Annotated in this window: 19 protein-coding genes; 9 read left to right on the forward strand and 10 right to left on the reverse strand. The window is 42.3% G+C overall.

Translation table 11 applies throughout. The annotated features are described in order from the left end of the window. Nucleotides 1-214: 214 nt before the first annotated feature. Entirely contained in the window at nt 215-1630 is a 1416-nt protein-coding gene (locus tag NPE20_RS18325) for a pseudouridine synthase (RefSeq protein ID WP_256540146.1), read from the reverse strand. Between the two features lie 221 nt (nt 1631-1851). Here NPE20_RS18325 and NPE20_RS18330 point away from each other — a divergent pair, with 221 nt between their 5' ends. Then, nucleotides 1852-2637, forward strand: a complete 786-nt coding sequence (locus tag NPE20_RS18330; RefSeq protein WP_256540147.1) for a lytic transglycosylase domain-containing protein — start codon at nt 1852-1854, stop codon at nt 2635-2637. Between the two features lie 12 nt (nt 2638-2649). On the opposite strand, the gene NPE20_RS18335 is transcribed toward NPE20_RS18330, so the two are convergent. Continuing rightward, nucleotides 2650-2829 carry a hypothetical protein gene (locus NPE20_RS18335; RefSeq protein ID WP_256540148.1) on the reverse strand — a complete coding sequence of 60 codons (180 nt, stop codon included), beginning with the start codon at nt 2827-2829 and terminating at the stop codon, nt 2650-2652. Between the two features lie 514 nt (nt 2830-3343). Between NPE20_RS18335 and uvrA the strand changes: the two genes are divergently transcribed. The 4 genes from uvrA (at nt 3344) to NPE20_RS18355 (ending at nt 8307) form a co-directional block, all read left to right on the forward strand. Continuing rightward, complete coding sequence (gene uvrA / locus NPE20_RS18340) at nt 3344-6190, forward strand: excinuclease ABC subunit UvrA (protein ID WP_256540149.1); 2847 nt, start codon at nt 3344-3346, stop codon at nt 6188-6190. Between the two features lie 65 nt (nt 6191-6255). Next, complete coding sequence (locus tag NPE20_RS18345) at nt 6256-6507, forward strand: type II toxin-antitoxin system Phd/YefM family antitoxin (RefSeq protein ID WP_256540150.1); 252 nt, start codon at nt 6256-6258, stop codon at nt 6505-6507. After that, nucleotides 6504-6758 (forward strand): Txe/YoeB family addiction module toxin, encoded by a 255-nt coding sequence (locus NPE20_RS18350; protein ID WP_256540151.1) that lies wholly within the window; start codon nt 6504-6506, stop codon nt 6756-6758. The genes NPE20_RS18345 and NPE20_RS18350 overlap by 4 nt, the downstream gene beginning before the upstream one ends. A gap of 43 nt (nt 6759-6801) precedes the next feature. Next, the gene (locus NPE20_RS18355; protein ID WP_256540152.1) at nt 6802-8307 is read left to right on the forward strand and encodes an NAD(P)H-hydrate dehydratase; all 1506 of its coding nucleotides are present in this window, start codon (nt 6802-6804) and stop codon (nt 8305-8307) included. Nucleotides 8308-8545: 238 nt separating this feature from the next. On the opposite strand, the gene NPE20_RS18360 is transcribed toward NPE20_RS18355, so the two are convergent. The 6 genes from NPE20_RS18360 to NPE20_RS18385 form a co-directional block, all read right to left on the reverse strand. Further along, nucleotides 8546-9373 (reverse strand): anti-sigma factor, encoded by an 828-nt coding sequence (locus NPE20_RS18360; protein WP_256540154.1) that lies wholly within the window; start codon nt 9371-9373, stop codon nt 8546-8548. Between the two features lie 2 nt (nt 9374-9375). Further along, nucleotides 9376-9927, reverse strand: coding sequence for an RNA polymerase sigma factor (locus tag NPE20_RS18365; RefSeq protein ID WP_256540155.1), 552 nt, complete (start codon nt 9925-9927; stop codon nt 9376-9378). A 24-nt stretch (nt 9928-9951) separates the two neighbouring features. Continuing rightward, nucleotides 9952-10830, reverse strand: coding sequence for a lipoyl synthase (gene lipA, locus NPE20_RS18370; protein ID WP_256540156.1), 879 nt, complete (start codon nt 10828-10830; stop codon nt 9952-9954). Between the two features lie 272 nt (nt 10831-11102). Beyond that, nucleotides 11103-11432 carry a bacillithiol system redox-active protein YtxJ gene (ytxJ, locus tag NPE20_RS18375; protein ID WP_256540157.1) on the reverse strand — a complete coding sequence of 110 codons (330 nt, stop codon included), beginning with the start codon at nt 11430-11432 and terminating at the stop codon, nt 11103-11105. A 235-nt stretch (nt 11433-11667) separates the two neighbouring features. Next, nucleotides 11668-12165: a 6,7-dimethyl-8-ribityllumazine synthase gene (gene ribH / locus NPE20_RS18380; protein WP_256540158.1), complete on the reverse strand. Its 498-nt coding sequence runs from the start codon at nt 12163-12165 to the stop codon at nt 11668-11670. A gap of 143 nt (nt 12166-12308) precedes the next feature. Then, entirely contained in the window at nt 12309-12983 is a 675-nt protein-coding gene (locus NPE20_RS18385; RefSeq protein ID WP_256540159.1) for a tetratricopeptide repeat protein, read from the reverse strand. Nucleotides 12984-13355: 372 nt separating this feature from the next. On the opposite strand from NPE20_RS18385, the gene recF reads away from it, so the two are divergent. Together recF and NPE20_RS18395 are read left to right on the forward strand one after the other, a co-directional pair. Then, nucleotides 13356-14456: a DNA replication/repair protein RecF gene (gene recF, locus NPE20_RS18390; protein ID WP_256540160.1), complete on the forward strand. Its 1101-nt coding sequence runs from the start codon at nt 13356-13358 to the stop codon at nt 14454-14456. Next, nucleotides 14449-14739 (forward strand): DciA family protein, encoded by a 291-nt coding sequence (locus NPE20_RS18395; RefSeq protein ID WP_256540161.1) that lies wholly within the window; start codon nt 14449-14451, stop codon nt 14737-14739. Before recF ends, NPE20_RS18395 begins: the two co-directional genes overlap by 8 nt. Before the next feature lie 2 nt (nt 14740-14741). On the opposite strand, the gene NPE20_RS18400 is transcribed toward NPE20_RS18395, so the two are convergent. Together NPE20_RS18400 and NPE20_RS18405 are read right to left on the reverse strand one after the other, a co-directional pair. Next, nucleotides 14742-14942, reverse strand: a complete 201-nt coding sequence (locus NPE20_RS18400) for a hypothetical protein (RefSeq protein WP_256540162.1) — start codon at nt 14940-14942, stop codon at nt 14742-14744. Nucleotides 14943-15079: 137 nt separating this feature from the next. Further along, nucleotides 15080-15499 (reverse strand): nucleoside-diphosphate kinase, encoded by a 420-nt coding sequence (locus NPE20_RS18405; RefSeq protein ID WP_256540163.1) that lies wholly within the window; start codon nt 15497-15499, stop codon nt 15080-15082. A 130-nt stretch (nt 15500-15629) separates the two neighbouring features. Here NPE20_RS18405 and NPE20_RS18410 point away from each other — a divergent pair, with 130 nt between their 5' ends. Both NPE20_RS18410 and NPE20_RS18415 read left to right on the forward strand, forming a co-directional pair. Further along, a complete protein-coding gene (locus NPE20_RS18410; protein ID WP_256540164.1) occupies nt 15630-16640 on the forward strand; it encodes a DHH family phosphoesterase in 1011 nt (336 codons plus the stop codon). 26 nt (nt 16641-16666) lie between these two features. Continuing rightward, nucleotides 16667-17629: an FKBP-type peptidyl-prolyl cis-trans isomerase gene (locus NPE20_RS18415; RefSeq protein WP_256540165.1), complete on the forward strand. Its 963-nt coding sequence runs from the start codon at nt 16667-16669 to the stop codon at nt 17627-17629. Nucleotides 17630-17723 lie beyond the last annotated feature (94 nt).

The following is a 17723-nucleotide window of genomic DNA, read 5'->3' on the forward strand; positions in this document are numbered from 1 at the left end:
GGGCTTACCCGGGCTTTAATTGTGTTTTTCACCATCAGTATAAAGAACAGCCTCAACCATTCTTAATGCGAGCTGCCGTAGGCTCAGTACGGAAGCAATCGCGATGTGAGTAAACTACAACGTTGTCAAAACCTATTCCAACAAAAAAGGCGCCATTACGACGCCTTCCTTTATTCTGAAAATTTTAAAATCCTGATAATTCTGATTCAGGTAATTATTTTATCAAATGTTTCAATTGTATCACTTCCTTTTCGTCAAGGTATCTCCATCTGCCGCGTGGCAAATCTTTCTTGGTAAGATTGGCGTAAACCGAACGGTCGAGCTTTACAACATCGTAACCCAACGATTCGAAGATACGGCGTACAACGCGGTTTTTGCCACTGTGGATCTGTATACCTATTTCTTTTTTAGAAGCACCGGCTACGTACGATACACTATCCGGTTTTATCAAACCATCTTCCAGCTCCACGCCAAACTCAATTTTATTTAAGTCGCCCTGGCTAAGTGCTTTGTTCAGTTCAACCATATATAATTTAGTAACGCTGTTACGTGGGTGCGATAGCTTATCGGCCAGGTCGCCATCGTTGGTCATTAATATTAAACCGGTAGTATTACGGTCAAGGCGGCCAACAGGGTATATACGTTCGCGACTGGCTTTTTCTACCAGGTGCATAACGGTACGGCGCTCTTGCGGGTCATCCGTAGTGGTGATATAATCTTTTGGTTTATTAAGCAGTACATAAACGTTTTTCTCGCGTTTTAAAGCCTCGCCGTTGTAACGTACCAGATCTTTAAGCGGGTCAACCTTGTGGCCCAGTTCAGATATTACCTCGCCATTTACCGATACCACACCTGCAGCGATCAGCTCATCGGCCTTACGGCGACTACAGATACCTGCATTGGCAATATAACGGTTAAGGCGTATAAGGCCGTCGTCTTTAGTTTTAACAACCGGGTTTTTGCGGCCGCGCATGGTAGGTTTTGACGGAGCATCGTCGCCTTCGCGTTTCCTGAAACCTGTTGATGTACTTGGGAAATCTTTTTTGCCACCACGGGTGCCACTAAATTTTTTATCGCCGTCAAAGCTTTTCTTTGGTCCGTCGGTACCGGCAGGGCGCCTGTTAAACGGTTTATCGCTGGCAACAGGGTTTTTGCGTGCACCGTATGATGCAGGGCCTAAGCCTGGTTTTTTGTAGCTGGTTTCGCCATCTCCTGATTGCGGGCGGCCACTATATGGTTTATCACGTGGGGTAAAGTTTTTGCGTTCGCCTTGTGGCGCATCACCGAAGCTGCGTTTCGGGCGATCGGCATCTGCCGGTCTGCCACTATATGGCCTTCCTTTTGGTACAAATGCTTTGTTCTCGCCGCCGCTAAATGACGAAGCAGAACCATAACTTTTCTTTGGCCTTTCGCTGCCTTCAGAATCTGGTTTACCTGTATTTGGTTTGGAGTAGGTAGATCCTCTTTTATCTACCGAGAAGTTTTTTTTGCCATCTGTGCGGCCTGCGCCGAAGGGTTTTCCTGTAGAGGAAGATGATGGTCTTTTTGTGTTTTCACCACCACTTTTTGAGCGGCTTTGTGATTTGTTGGGCCTGTCGTCGCGACTACCTGCTGGTCTTTTAAATACCATAATTTTTTGTTTTGCGCTTTCGCAGCGTGAGGGTCAAAAGTACAACAAATTAACCAAAAAAACAACTTTTTAACGAGGCCAAAATAGTACGTTTAAACCGCTTTAAACGCTGATTTTTAGCGTGTTTAAAAAAACTCAAAACACTAAGCCTATAGTAAGTGTTTGATAATCTGATTTATAAAGCCTATCTTTGCAGTACATCATACCAAAATGTATAATTAATGAGTAAAATTGAAATGACTAAAAAACACTTAATTACGTGCTCCGTAATCTTGGTGCTGGTTATCATTTCCAGTGTTAACATTTTCAGTACAAACCCGGTTTTCCCTGTAAAACGTATCGCTTACGCACCTTCAAATTTGCTCTTCAGCAAGCCTGCCGAAGAAGCTGAAGAGGCATATAGTTTTGCAAACGAGGCGCTGCCGGTGAATGACAAAAAAGTAGATTTTAAACTAAAAAAATCAATAGCAAAAAACAGGTACCGGAACATCCAGTCGAATGTTTTACATTCAAAAGCAGACAAAATGTTCCCTGTCATTGAGCCTATCTTAAAAGCCTACGGTATTCCCGAAGATTTTAAATTTATACCATTGGTAGAAACGGGTTTACACGAAGGTACATCGCCAAAGGGCGCACGTGGGGTTTGGCAGTTTATGCCCGGCACCGCACGCACTTATGGTTTAAAGGTTGGCAAGGGTAAAGACGAGCGCTTAAATTTGCGTAAATCAACCATAGCCGCCTGTAAGTACATTAAAGAACTGTACGGCGAATTTAACAGCTGGACATTGGCCGCTGCGGCTTACAACAACGGTTCAATTAAACTGGAACGCGCAATGAACAGGCAAAATGAGGATAACTATTTCCGCATGAGCCTTAACCGCGAAACAGGGTCGTACGTTTACAAGATTATTGCCATGAAAGAAATCATCAATAATCCTGAAAAATATGGTTATAAAAACTTTTATAGCTATATGCAAAAACCACTACCATTTTTGGTATACAATTAAATAAAGTAATATTTAATTATTACGGAGCACATTTAAAAAGCCGTCCCACAGTTGGGGCGGCTTTTTTTGTGGGGTAAGGTTTGCGGGCATAGCCATTTGGGCGTTGCCTGCGGCCCAGGCTTTCCGCTCATACTGCACAGGCATTAACCACGGGCCGGTATCCGCTCCTATCCCTAACGCGGAATTATTCATTTGTCATGCTGAACATCGTGAAGCATCTAATCGCCAATATGCAATTTCGATAGGCAAAGGTCGCTAATAGATCCTTCGCTATCGCTCAGGATGACAAGTTAAAAAGAAGTGATGGGATGGCCGGATTTCTTTTTCCTTTCCTCGCCGGCAAAACAGCTTCGGGCGAAAACGGGCAGAACAATGATGGCCTTGCGCGTGGCAAGGGCATAGGGAATTTTGCAGAAGCTAGGGACTAAGAGGGAACGCCGGTGGGTAAAAGATTCCAGCCCGTGGTTCAGCCCGAAGATGGTCAGCATATCTGCGACCAGCCTCTCTGGAAATTGCTTCGTTCTTCGCAATGGCGCGTTGAAGGCTGAGTGTCAACTATCACACCCATAATTTTACACAAACACTATATTCTGCCCCAGTGCTTTACTATAAATCACCGGCGTTTTTACGTATATTTGCGAACTTTTTTAGTATTAACGCGGCAGGTGCAAACCAAGCCGTATCTGTCTTGTTTTCTGAAGAATATATGAGCAAAAAAACCTTAGATCTGGGCGAGCAAAGTGAAGTTGAAGTTTATGGTGCCCGGGTACATAATTTAAAAAATATTGATGTTTCCTTTCCACGCAATAAGCTGGTTGTTATAACCGGGCTTAGTGGCAGCGGCAAGTCATCGTTGGCGTTTGATACCATTTACGCCGAGGGGCAGCGCCGTTATATGGAAACATTTTCGGCCTATTCGCGCCAGTTTATGGGCGGTATGGAGCGGCCGGATGTTGATAAGGTATCGGGTCTTAGTCCTGTTATTGCTATTGAACAAAAAACCACCAGCAAAAACCCCCGCAGTACCGTTGGTACCATTACCGAGATATACGATTTTATGCGCTTGCTTTTTGCCCGCGCAGGTGATGCCTACAGCTACACCACGGGTGAGAAAATGGAGCGCATGAGCGAGGAGCAGATCCTGAAAACCATTTTCGAGAAGTTTGATGGGCAGCCGGTGAACATTTTGGCACCAGTAGTAAAAGCCCGTAAAGGCCACTACCGCGAACTTTTTGAGCAGATACGTAAACAGGGTTACCTAAAAGTTTACATTGATGGCGCTATTGCCGATGTAGAACCAAAAATGCAGGTAGATCGCTACAAGATCCACGATATTGACATAGTGGTTGACCGCCTGGTGGTAAGCGAAGCAGACAGTAAACGTTTATACACTTCGGTACAGTCGGCCCTGAAAACTGCCAAAGGCATCATCCGTATTGCCGATAAGGATAACAATGTATTCTACTTTAGTAAATTTTTGATGGACCCGGTTTCGGGCATCTCGTATGATGAACCGCAGCCAAATACTTTCTCGTTTAACTCACCCTATGGCGCTTGTGAAAAGTGTAACGGATTGGGTTATATTTTCGAGGTGGATGAAGCATCGGTAGTGCCCAACCCTAAGCTAAGCATTCTTAACGGCGGATTGGCCCCAATAGGCGAGTACCGCGAAACATGGATCTTCCAGGTGCTAAAGGCACTGGCCAAAAAATATGAGTTCTCTTTAAGCACCCCAATAGAAAAACTAACCCGCGAGCAGCTGGACCTGATATTGAATGGTTCGCCGGATATGATCACCGTTGCTGTTGAATATAACAAGTGGAACGTTCAAAGCTACCAGATAACATTTGATGGTATCATCCGTATGCTGGAAGAGCAACAGGAACGCCGCAACGACGAAGGTATGGACGATATGGAAAACTATCGTGTACTGCGTACCTGCCCGGTTTGCGATGGCGCAAGGTTAAAGAAAGAATCGCTGCACTTTAAGGTTGACCAGAAGAATATCTTCGAACTGGCTTGTATGGATATTACATCGCTTGATAAGTGGTATACCGGCCTGGAGGACAGGTTAAGCGAACGCCAGAACGTTATTGCCAAAGAGATATTAAAAGAGATACGTGCGCGCATTGGCTTTTTGCTGGATGTGGGCTTAAGCTATTTAACATTAGATCGTACCGCCAAAACTTTATCAGGTGGCGAGGCGCAGCGTATCAGGCTGGCCACGCAGATAGGCTCACAGCTAATGAATGTGATGTACATTTTGGATGAACCAAGCATCGGTTTACACCAGCGTGATAACGAACGACTTATAAACGCCCTTAAAAACCTGCGCGACCTGGGTAATACCGTATTGGTTGTTGAGCATGATAAGGACATGATACTGGAAGCCGACCACGTAATTGACATGGGCCCGGCAGCAGGTGTACATGGCGGCGAAATAGTTGCACAAGGCACCCCGGCCGAACTGATGGCCAAACATACGCTAACCACATCGTACATTAACGGCGAGCGCGAGATAGCTATACCTAAGGAACGCCGCGAGGGTAATGGTAAAATATTGTCGTTAAAGAAAGCTACAGGGCATAATCTAAAAAAGGTATCGGTTGATTTTCCTTTGGGTAAGCTGATAGGGGTAACCGGTGTATCGGGGAGTGGTAAGTCAAGTTTAATTACCGAAACTTTGTACCCTATACTAAATCACCACTTCTTCCGCGCGAAAAAACACCCGCTGCCTTACGAGAAAATTGAGGGGCTGGAGAATATTGATAAAGTTATTGAGATAGACCAAACGCCGATAGGCCGTACACCAAGGTCAAATCCGGCTACTTATACAGGTGTGTTCTCGGATATCCGTAACCTGTTTGTGGCGCTGCCCGAGTCAAGAATTCGTGGTTACAAACCGGGCCGTTTCTCATTCAACGTAAAAGGCGGCCGTTGTGAAACCTGCCAGGGTGCAGGGCAAAAGGTTATCGAAATGAATTTCCTGCCGGATGTACAGGTACCCTGCGAGGAATGCGGTGGCCGCAGGTACAACCGCGAAACACTGGAAGTACGCTATCGTGGTAAATCTATCAGCGATGTGCTGGATATGAGCATTGAGGATGCAACGCCATTTTTTGAACATATTCCATCTATATATCGCAAGGTAAAAACCTTGTTTGATGTGGGCCTGGGTTATATCACATTGGGGCAGTCATCAACCACATTATCGGGTGGTGAAGCACAGCGTGTAAAACTGGCTACCGAGCTTTCTAAAAAAGATACCGGCAATACTTTCTACATACTGGATGAGCCTACAACCGGCTTGCACTTCGAGGATATTAACGTATTGCTTGGTGTGTTATACCAATTGGTAGATAAAGGCAACACCGTGCTGGTTATAGAACACAACCTGGATGTTATTAAGGTTGTTGACCATGTTATCGATTTGGGTCCCGAAGGTGGCTCGGGTGGCGGTAAAATACTGTTCAGCGGCACACCCGAAGGCTTGTGCAAGGTAAAGGACAGTTTTACCGGCCAGTTTTTGAAGAAAGAGATGGGGATAAAGTAAAAATACATGTACAGAAACTTGTACATGTATTTTATTCTTGCTATCTTTATTAAAATTGGACTTGTATGATTACCACTTACACAGATTTCAGGCAGCAGTTAAAATCTTATTTAGATAAGGTACGGAGCAGTCATTCCCCTCTTTTTGTAACCAGTGCTAACGGCGAGGATGTAGTTGTGCTTTCTAAATCTGATTACGAAAGTATGGAAGAAACGTTCTATTTACTTAAAAATCCAAAAAACGCTGCCCGATTATTACAAGGTATCGAGGATTATGAAAAAGGATCAGGTACAGAAAGAAGCCTGATCGAAGAATGAAAATAATTTTTCTTGACCAGGCATGGGAAGATTATCTATACTGGCAGGGCACGGATAAAGCTACCCTGAAAAAGATAAATGCATTAGTTAAGGAAATTGAAAGATTGCCTTTTGAAGGCAATGGTAAGCCTGAACCATTAAAACATAACCTGGCCGGCTGGTGGTCCAGAAGAATTACATTAGAGCATAGATTGGTTTATAAAATAGATGGTGATGCTGTTGTAATATTGCAGTGCAGTTATCATTATTAAATTCTTCCCAAAACAAAACCTATAAATCCTATCTTTAGGATATATGCTGCCTTTACTCGTATCAAAGCAAATTCGCGAAGCTGATGCTTATACTATAGCCCATGAGCCTATAAGTTCTGTCGACCTGATGGAGCGGGCTTCTAAAGCTTTTGTGGGCTGGTTCATTAACCATTTCCCGGATAAAAAATTGACCATTACCGTTTATTGCGGCACCGGCAACAATGGGGGCGACGGACTGGCCATCGCACGCATATTGTGCGATCATGGCTACTGCAATATTGCTGTTAAAATTACCCGCTTTAGTGATAAGGCCAGCGATGACTTTATCGAGAATTTAAAGCGTTTAAAAACGACTAAAATCGCCCTGAAAGAGATAAAAAACGGCACTAAACCATCCGCAGAAAAAGCTGAATTGATCATTGATGCCATGTTGGGCAGTGGCCTGAATAAACCCCTCACAGGCGATTATAAAACGCTGGTTGAATACCTGAACAGCCTTCAAAAAACTATTGTTGCTGTTGATGTTCCAACCGGATTTTATACTGATGGCGAGACCCCCAAAGATGCAACCGTATTAAAAACCGATCTGGTGATTACCTTTCAGCAACCCAAAATAAACTTCCTGCTGCCCGAATCTGGCGCTTATATAAATTGCTGCGAGGTGGTGAAGATAGGGCTGGATGAAAATTTTATCAATTCTGTTGATACCCCATATTTTTACGTGGAAGAGAAAGATGCGCGGAAGCTGATTAGGCCGCGTAAACGCTTTAGTAATAAAGGTACTTACGGGCATGCGCTAATAATAGCAGGCAAGGATGAAACCATGGGGGCGGCTTTGCTGTCCGCATCGGCTTGTGCGCATACGGGGGCGGGGTTAACCACAGCTTGTATCCCGCAAAGCGGATTGGTGGCCCTGAACAGCTCCATGCCCGAAATTATGGCCATAATGCGTAATGTGGATAGTGTCCCGGATATTGAATGGGACAAGTTTAGTACAATTGGTATTGGCCCGGGTTTAGGGAAAGAAAAGAACACTTTGAAACTGCTGAAAGCCATCTTTAAAAATTATAAAAAGCCCGTTGTAATTGATGCGGATGCCTTGAATGTGCTGGCAGAGAATCCGGCTTTGTTAAAAAAGATCCCGGTGGGCAGTATTTTAACGCCCCATATGAAGGAGTTTGACCGCTTGTTTGGCGGGCATAACAGTTGGTGGCAACGATTGCAAACGGCCAAAGCAAAGGCTAAAGAGTTTGGTATTTACATCATTCTTAAAAACGATTATACCATTACGGCTACGCCGGATGAGCAACTGTATTTTAATTCGACAGGTAATGCGGCTATGGCAACGGGGGGGATGGGCGATGTGCTTACAGGTGTTATCACATCATTATTGGCGCAAAAATATTCGTCGCAGGATGCCTGTATATTAGGAGTTTATGTTCATGGTAAGGCCGGGGATGAACTGGCATTGCCAAGCCGGATGCATGTTGTACTGCCCGGAAAGATCATTTCGCAATTGCCAATAACCATGGCAAAATTAAAGGCATAAAAAAAAGCGAATGTCAGTATCAAACATTCGCTTTTAAACTATTAACTGATCTTATAAAGAACTATATACTTCTAACTAACTTTAATATATGACGTTTGAGTCATGTATTAGTTACACTAACAACGCTAATTATTTTTTTGTTTTATAAAAAAAGACGTTTTTAACAAAAATTTAACATTTAAAAAGCAAAAAGCCGCTCTGCTTGGCAAAACGGCTTCTTAAATGTTAAATAGTTTATCTAAAATGTTCCAATAACCACCATCTGGTCCATTGTTGGGTTAATACTGCCACCCATAGGTTCTAAGGTTACAGCAAAGCCATCGGCCGATGCGATCGATTTCATTTCTTTTACGCCGGCAGTATCCGTGGCAGGGGCATTAAACACCCCCATATCTACAGGCTTACCTTTAACCAGGGCCCATAACTGATATTGGTGTTGGGTATCGTGTTTTGGTAATTTTATGCTTTGCATATCAACCATAACCTTTTTACTTACAGCGTTCCAGGCCAGTATCATAGCGGCGGTTGGGGCTTTTGGCATGCCTTTTAGCCTAAGTACTTTATAAGTAGTATCGCGGTACATATCCAGTTGGCTATCCATTAGGTTAACCTGGTTGGCAAAGCGTTGTTTATCCTGTTGTAAGGCGGTAAGCTGGGTGTTTGAATCCTGCAGTTTGCTGTATAAGTTCACCAATCCATAAATGCTTACTAATAACAAAGCAAGGCAGGCGGCAAACGCGTATTTATAAAAGCTATTTATCCGGGTAACGGGTAATCGGGTTATATTATCGTCATCATCATGGGTAACCGCTTTCGAAAAGTTGTTATCATCGCCCAAATTAACAACCAGGCTGCTTAAAACGCGGTTACGCAAATGTTCTGATGGTTCAACGGCATTTGCTTCCGCATAAAGCTCCATAGATTTTTCAATCTCAGCAATTTCTGCTTTCACGGCAGGGTATTTCGCGGCCATATCTTCCACCTGCAACTTTTCTTCTGCGCTAACGTCGCCCAGAACATAAAGTTCCAAAATTCCAGATTCGATATATGCCTTAATGTCTTCCACTATTAATTAAAATGTTTTCTGAGTTGAATTATTGCCATTCTTAGTCGTGTTTTTATTGTACCAAGTGGTACGCCAAGTTCATCAGCAGCTTCCACGTGGGTATAACCTTTAAAATAAACCAGATCAAGGATCGACTTTTGCTCAGGTTTTAGGGTAGATACCAAATCCCTGATACCCAACAACTCGGGCTTGTAAACTGTATTCCTTTGTTCGTCAATAAAAGCTACGTTATTTTCAAGGTCATGGTTTTTGCTTTGATTCTTAAAGTCTTTTGACCTAACCTTGTCAATTGCCAAGTTGCGGGCTATGTTTACCATCCAGGTAAACAGGCGACCCTTTTCACTGCTATAGCCCGAAAACGAATGCCAGATCTTTACGAAAGTTTCTTGTAAAACATCTTCGGCAAGGGCCTCGTCGGCAATTATCCTGGAGATAACACCAAATAAAGATGCCGAATACATATCATATAACGCTTCAACCGCTATCTTCTCACGGTTGCGCAGGGCCAAAATTAATTCATCCTCTGATAACGTTATTTTATGTTTGGGGCTCAACTTGCTGAAGATATAAAGGATAACTTACATTTCAAACAAATGTTTTTCGGCATGGTAAGATGAGCGTACCAGCGGGCCGCTTTCTACATACCTGAATCCTTTTTTTAATCCCCATTCTTTGTAACTGGCAAACTGATCGGGGTGGATCCAATCAATAACCGGGTGGTGGTTGCGGGTTGGCTGTAAGTACTGGCCTAAGGTTAGGATGTGTACACCGGCTTCCAGCAAATCATCCATTGCCTCTAAAACATCTTCTTCGCGTTCGCCCAGGCCAAGCATAATGCCCGATTTGGTGCGTAAGCCGGTTGCCGATGTTCTTTTTAAAGCTTCCAAACTGCGGTCGTATTTGGCTTGTATACGTACTTCGCGGGTTAAGCGGCGCACGGTTTCTAAGTTATGTGATACTACTTCGGGGCGGGTTTCCAGCACGCGGTCAAGGTTATCCCAAATACCCCTAAAGTCGGGTAGTAAAGTTTCAAGGGTTGTATCCGGGCTTTCGCGGCGGATGGCATTAATAGTTTCAGCCCAGATGATAGAACCACCATCTTTCAGGTCGTCGCGGTCAACCGAAGTAATAACGCAGTGTTTAACCTGCATTAACTTAACCGAATTGGCTACACGGTTAGGCTCATCTGTATCAACAGCTAAAGGCCTGCCGGTTGCAACAGCGCAGAAAGAACATGAACGGGTACAAATATTACCTAATATCATAAAGGTGGCTGTACCTGCTCCCCAGCACTCGCCCATGTTAGGGCAATTACCGCTTTCGCAAATAGTATGCAGTTTATGTTCATCAACCAGGCCACGTACGTGGGCATATTCCTTCCCTACCGGAAGCCTAACCCGTAACCAATCGGGCTTACGCTGTGGTTGGTTGGCGGGTACTACAGGCAAATCTATCATGCTACAAAATTAGTTAAAAATAAAGTACGTGCATCCGGCTTGTAAACGAATATTACGCAGAAACGATAAAATCTTGGGCTAAGATTAAATGATTAATGTACGCTACCGTCATTGCGAGGTACGAAGCAATCTCTTTGAGCAAATCCTTTATGCAGGCTGTACAATTGTCCTAAAGAGATTGCTTCGTACCTCGCAATGACGCGAGGATATAAAACATAAAAAATCCGCAGGAAAAACCGCTGCGGATCAAATATCTAATCTTGATTCTCTTATTACGCCAGTACGCTCATGGTCTCATCAACCGAAATACCGCCGTGCGATTGGTCAAGGATGCATTCGCCATCTTTTATGAGCAATAACTGCGGCGATTCGTGATACACCAAAAAATCTTGTGCTACCTTGTTAGATAGATCGCGGTGTTTAATAAGATCTAAAAAGTAAAGAGACATATCAGCAGGCAGGTTTTCCCAGTCCATTTCAAAGCGCCTTTTTGCCATCATGCTGATAGAGCAACGGGTGCTGTGTTTAAAAATTAAGCTATAACCCTGTTGCTGTTTAATATTATCTATCTGATCAGCCGTTTCCAACAATATCCATTCCATAAAACAAAAATAATGTAATGCGCCCGTTTAAAGGTAAAAACAGTGTAAAACTGAGTTTGGTTTTGGGCTAATGGTAAAAAAATGACAAATGACTGTGTTAGCGGTGGTTAGGGTACGAACCGTATGCAGGGCATAATTTGTTTGAGCATGAAGCCATGCTGCCTAATGCCAATGCTAAAATGGCGATGTATAAAATCTTCTTCATGTGTTTTTTAAACTTAGTATTTATACGGGTTTAACCAATTAAAGTTTCGTTCAGCTTAGCCATTTTAATGGCAGTTACTGCAGCTTCATCGCCTTTATTGCCATGTTTGCCGCCCGCCCTGTCAATAGCCTGTTGCTGGTTATCAGTAGTTAATACACCAAATATAACAGGTTTTGAATATTTTATGGCAACATTACTTACTCCATTTGCAACTGCGGCGCAAATAAAATCAAAATGGCGGGTTTCGCCCTGTATCACACAACCCAGGGTTATAACGGCGTCAAGCTCTTTATTTTTTAGTAATAATTCCGCACCGCTGGTTAACTCGAAGCTTCCGGGTACCGGGTACGAGTGTATGTTTTCGGGCTTGGCGCCGTATTTAATAAGGCTATCATAAGCACCCTGGTAAAGGGCATTTGTTATTTCGGCGTTCCATTCGGCAACCACTATACCAAAGCTATAATTTACAGCCGATGGTATTTCGCTGGCGGTTGAAAAATCTGACAGGTTTTTTAATTGAGTAGCCATTTTTATTTTAGAATTATGATTTACGATTTTAGATTGTAAGAAACTTAGTGCCGTAAATAATTCAGGTAAAGATAGAAATCGTTTTAAATAAATAATGCCTGCTGAATAAGCAGGCATTACAATGTTTTATAAAGCTAATATTACTATTTAGCCTCTGCGCGGGCTATGTATTCGTCAATGTTTTGTGCTTCTGCGCTTTCAGGGTAATCAGTTTTGATCTTTTTGTAAGTATCAGCTGCAGATTTGTTGTCTTTTTTTGCTTCGTAAACCAAACCCAATTTTTTTAAGTAAAATGGAGAAAGGAATTTGTTGCTGGCTTTATCAACCGCTTTTTTGAAATAGGTTTCAGCTTTGTCGTAATCTTTCAATTCAACATAAGCATCGCCGGTGCTACCTAAAGCTTCGGCAGCAACCATATTGTCATCACCACGATAGTTTGTTAAGTTATCAATTGCCTGGCGGTATTCGCCTTTATTTAAATAAGCAGTACCTAAATAAAAGTAAGCAAGGTTAGCAACTTTGGTATTACTGTAATCTGTAATTATTTTTTTGAAACCAGGGTAACCTGCATCGCCGTTAATGGCTTTGTCCCAGTCTTTTTTAGCCCAAAAATCTTGTGCCACGTGCATTTGGTTTGCCGCGGTAACTTCCCTTGGTGCAAGGTAAAGTTTAAGGTACGCTACGTAAATAACTATCATTACAACAATAGCTGCTGCAATAAATAATAAGCTTTTTTGGTTCTCCTGAACAAAACTACCGCTCTTTACAACATTGTTTTTATCTGCTGTAGTTTTGGTATTCACCTCGGTTGCTGACATCTGTATTTAAAAATTAAGTTTGCAAAAATACGGTTTTCAATCCTTTTAACAAATTTAAATTTCGTATAGTTAATTGCTTGTTTATGTTGATTGTAAGCATGGTTGGGTCGAGGTGTGTTTAGTTGGTAAATATTGTAATAATGAGGGTTTGAAGAGAATGGATTATGGCGTTGCCTGCGGCCCGGGTTTTCCGCTCATACTGCACAGGCCTTAGCCACAAGGCCGGTATCCGCTGCACCCCCTAACGCAAATTAACCTTTCTACGTAGAGACGCGATACTTCGCGTCTCCCCACAGACCGTGAACTGTGAACAAATAAACCAATGAACAAATAAACTAAACCGTTAAAAACACTAAATTTGTCCTCCGCATTATGTATCTGCAGCAACTCTCATTTCTCAATTTTAAAAACTACGCTGAAGCCGAAATTTCGCTTTCAGAGGGTGTGAATGCCTTTGTTGGTAACAACGGGGCAGGCAAAACCAACCTGCTGGATGCAGTGCATTACCTGTCGCTTTGTAAAAGTTATTTTAACCCCATTGATAGTCAGCAAATAAAGCAAGGCGCCGATTTTTTCATGATAAATGGGGTGTTCGAAAAAAACGGTAATAAGGAAGTGGTTGCCTGCGGGGTTAAGCGGAATCAGAAGAAACAATTTAAGCGAAATAAAAAAGATTATCAGCGCCTGGCAGATCATATTGGATTGCTGCCGCTGGTAATGATATCGCCTTATGATATCAGCATTATTATAGAAGGCAGCGAAGAGCGACGCAAATTTATTGATAACGTAATTTCGCAAACCGACCATAATTACCTTGACGAACTGATTGCTTATAATAAGGTATTAACAAACCGTAACGCGCTGTTAAGGCAAATTGCAGATACCGGTAGATATGACCCGGAGTTATTGGCTGTTTTCGACGAACAATTGATAGCATCGGGCACGCGAATATTCCAAAAGCGCCGTAACTTTATGGAGATATTTACGGGGATATTTAATAAGCATTACCAGTTTATTAGCGAAGATGCCGAGCAGGTAGAACTGATATACGAATCGCAATTATTGCAGGATGAATTTGCCGGCCTGCTAAAGAAAAGCATGGAACGCGATAGAGTGCTGGAGCGTACCACAACCGGCATCCATAAAGATGACCTGCAGTTTAATATCCATGGCATGCCCATGAAAAAGTTTGGATCGCAGGGACAGCAAAAGTCTTTTTTGATAGCGCTGAAGCTGGCGCAGTATACTTTTCTTACGCAAAAGAACGGTTTTAAGCCTTTGCTGTTGCTCGATGATATTTTTGATAAGCTGGATGATAACCGTGTTACCAAATTAATGCAAATGGTATCCAATAATGATTTTGGCCAGGTGTTTATTACAGATACCAGTATGAGCAGGGTTGAGGGGGTATTTGAGAAGATAAATGTTGGGGTGAAATTATTTAAAGTAACGGAGGGCAATATAGATGCGTAAAGCCAACGATAAATCGCTGAAAGAAGCTATTGAGCAAATGCTTAATGTGTACAAAATAAAACGCCGTTACGATGAAACCGCTATTGTATCTGCCTGGCCGGATCTGGTGGGCAAATCGGTAGCAAACCGTACTAAAGAGTTATTTATAAAAGATAAGAAGTTATTTCTGCGGATAGAATCGTCGGTAATAAAAAACGAACTGGTTATGATGCGCCAGCAAATAATCAAAAAAATAAATGACGATGCTAAAACGGAGTTGGTGGCAGATATCGTATTTCTGTAATACTATCTTCCGCGAGACAGGCGTATCCGATGGCTAACCTTACGGAAGCTATCGTCCATTATATGTGAGAAGGCAAGCAAGAAAATACCGGGGAATATAAACACGAATTGTGCCTCGGGATGGCTCCTGAAAACATCCATTGAAGTAACAATAATAGCTACGATAACTATAGAATAGATAAGGTATTTTAATAATGACTTCATTGTAATTCGTTTATTATTAGATGTTAAATCACCTCGGTGAGTAAAGATACATAGTTATATTTACAAAGCAAGGGAAAACTAAAAAAGGCGACTGAAAATGATGTTTTACAGTCGCCTTTTAATTGAAAGTTAATCCTTTAAAATCTCTCGAAAGCCGAGAAAAAGAAGTTGCCTTCAATGGCAGCGTTCTCGTCAGAATCTGAACCGTGTACCGCGTTTGCATCAATTGATTTTGCAAATAAGTTACGGATAGTTCCTTTATCAGCTTTAGCCGGGTCTGTAGCGCCAATTAGCTTACGAAAATCTTCGATAGCGTTATCTTTTTCTAATATAGCCGCTACGATAGGGCCTGATGACATAAAGCCAACAAGGTCTTTAAAGAAACCGCGCTCTGCGTGTACCGCGTAAAATTCGCCGGCTTTTTCCGGGCTTAATGATGTGTATTTAAGTGCTATTATTTTAAAACCAGCTTTAGTTATCTGGTCTAAAATAGCACCAATGTGGCCGTTAGCAACTGCATCGGGCTTTATCATTGTAAAAGTTCTGTTATTTGCCATTATAGTATTATGCTTTATAAATCAAAGAGGCGCAAAAGTAGCGTTTTATAACTGAATCTTAAAGTATTTGCTATAAATATGCTATACGTATTTAATTAATTTACTTAGCTTTGCAACTCTTTTAAAATTGATGTTGGATTTAGCTTCGCTTACTGAACTTTTAGATCAGCCCCGTAAAATAGTAATTACTACCCATCACAAGCCAGATGGTGATGCTATGGGCTCGTCTTTAGGGCTATATAACTATCTTATACAGCAAGGCCACCATGCGAAAGTAATTACCCCAACAGATTATCCTGATTTTTTAAACTGGATGCCGGGTAACGGAGAGGTGATCATCTACACAGAAAATACCGAACTATCTGCAACACTTATTGCCGATGCAGAAATTATTTTTTGTACCGATTTTAACAGCCTTAGCCGTATAAACGAGATGGGTGTGCTGGTTGGCAAAAGTGCTGCCTACAAAGTGATGATAGACCATCATCTGGAGCCCGAAGATTTTGACGATTACCGCCATTGGGATATCAACGCATGCGCTGCCGCACAGTTGGTATATACCTTTATTGTAGATCAACTGAAGCATAAAGAATTGATCAATAAAGATGTGGCTACCTGCTTATATACAGGTATCATGACCGATTCTGCATCGTTCCGTTTGCCAAATACAACATCAACAGTACACCGCATAGTAGCCGAGCTGATTGATGCCGGCGCAAATAACGCCCGCATCCACGATCTGGTTTACAACAGCGCATCAGAAAACCGTTTACGCTTCTTAGGGCATTGCCTGGCCAATTGCCTGGAAATACTGCCCGAATACAATACCGCCATAATATCCGTTAATAAAACTGATATAGCCCGGTTTAATGTAAATACCGGCGATACCGAAGGCATTGTGAACTATGCTTTATCAATTGCTACGGTACGTTTGGCAGCTTTTATAGTTCAACGTAATGATAAGGTTAAACTATCTTTGCGCTCTAAAGGGGAGTTTCCGGCTAACGAAATATGTAAAAAGTATTTCAATGGTGGTGGTCACCGTAATGCGGCAGGCGGCCAGTCAGATGAACCGCTTGAAGCAACTATCAATAAATTTAAATCAATATTACCAGAGTATAAAACACTATTAATACAATAAAACTACAGTAAGAACTAAAACGAAAGATGAGAAAAAACTTAATGATCATAGCAGTTGCAGCATTAGGGCTTGCAAGTTGCAAAGGTGGATTTAAACAAGCCGAGGGCGGTTTGTTATACAACATCCGCACGGATAAAGCAGGAGCGACCATTAAAGCAGGCGACTTTGTTAGCCTTAACCTGATATTAAAAACTGAAGGCGACTCTGTATTGGGAAGCACTTATGAACTGGGCCGCCCGGTTCCGCAAATAATAGAGAAATCGCCACGTAAAGGTGATATCTCATCAGCGTTTTTATTGCTAAGCGAAGGTGATAGCGCTACTATCAAGTTAAATATCGATTCGATGTTTAAAAAAGGCCAGCCTAAGCCACCGGGCATTAAAGGTAAATACCTTATTTATGAAGTTAAAATTGAAAAAGTAATTCCAAGAGGCAACACTACCGAGCCGGTTTTCCAGGCACACGTTACCGATTACTTTAAAGCACAGGCAGATCTTATTAAAAAACAAGAGCCGGCTAAGATCAAGAAATATGTTGACGAGAAAAAACTTACTACTACTACCACTGCATCTGGTTTGCAATACCAAATTACAAAACCGGGTTCGGGAGCTAATTTGGTTAACGGCGATACAGCTGTAGTAAATTACACCGGTAGGTTATTAAGCGGTAAATTGTTTGATACCAGCGTAAAAGAAGAAGCGATGAAAGAGAAAAAACCTCTTGACCCACGCCGTAAATATGAGCCTATTAAGGTTGCTGTTGGTGCAGGTGGTGTAATTAAAGGTTGGGACGAAGGCTTGTTGCTTTTAAATAAAGGCGCTAAAGCAACCTTTGTAATACCATCAGAACTTGGATGGGGTGAGCAAGGTGCTCCACCAATGATCGGCGCTTTTTCACCGGTTACTTTTGATGTTGAAGTAGTAAATATTATTAAAGCAAACCCTAACGCGCCAAAACCGGTACAACCGACAATGCCGCAAGTTAGATAGTTTAAATTAACCTTATACAGCCTTCCGGAGTTTACCCGGAAGGCTTTTTTATTAAACTGAAACTATCATGAAATACAGCTTATGATAGCTTCAT

Source organism: Mucilaginibacter aquariorum, assembly GCF_024498135.1.
Classification (GTDB): Bacteria; Bacteroidota; Bacteroidia; order Sphingobacteriales; family Sphingobacteriaceae; genus Mucilaginibacter; species Mucilaginibacter aquariorum.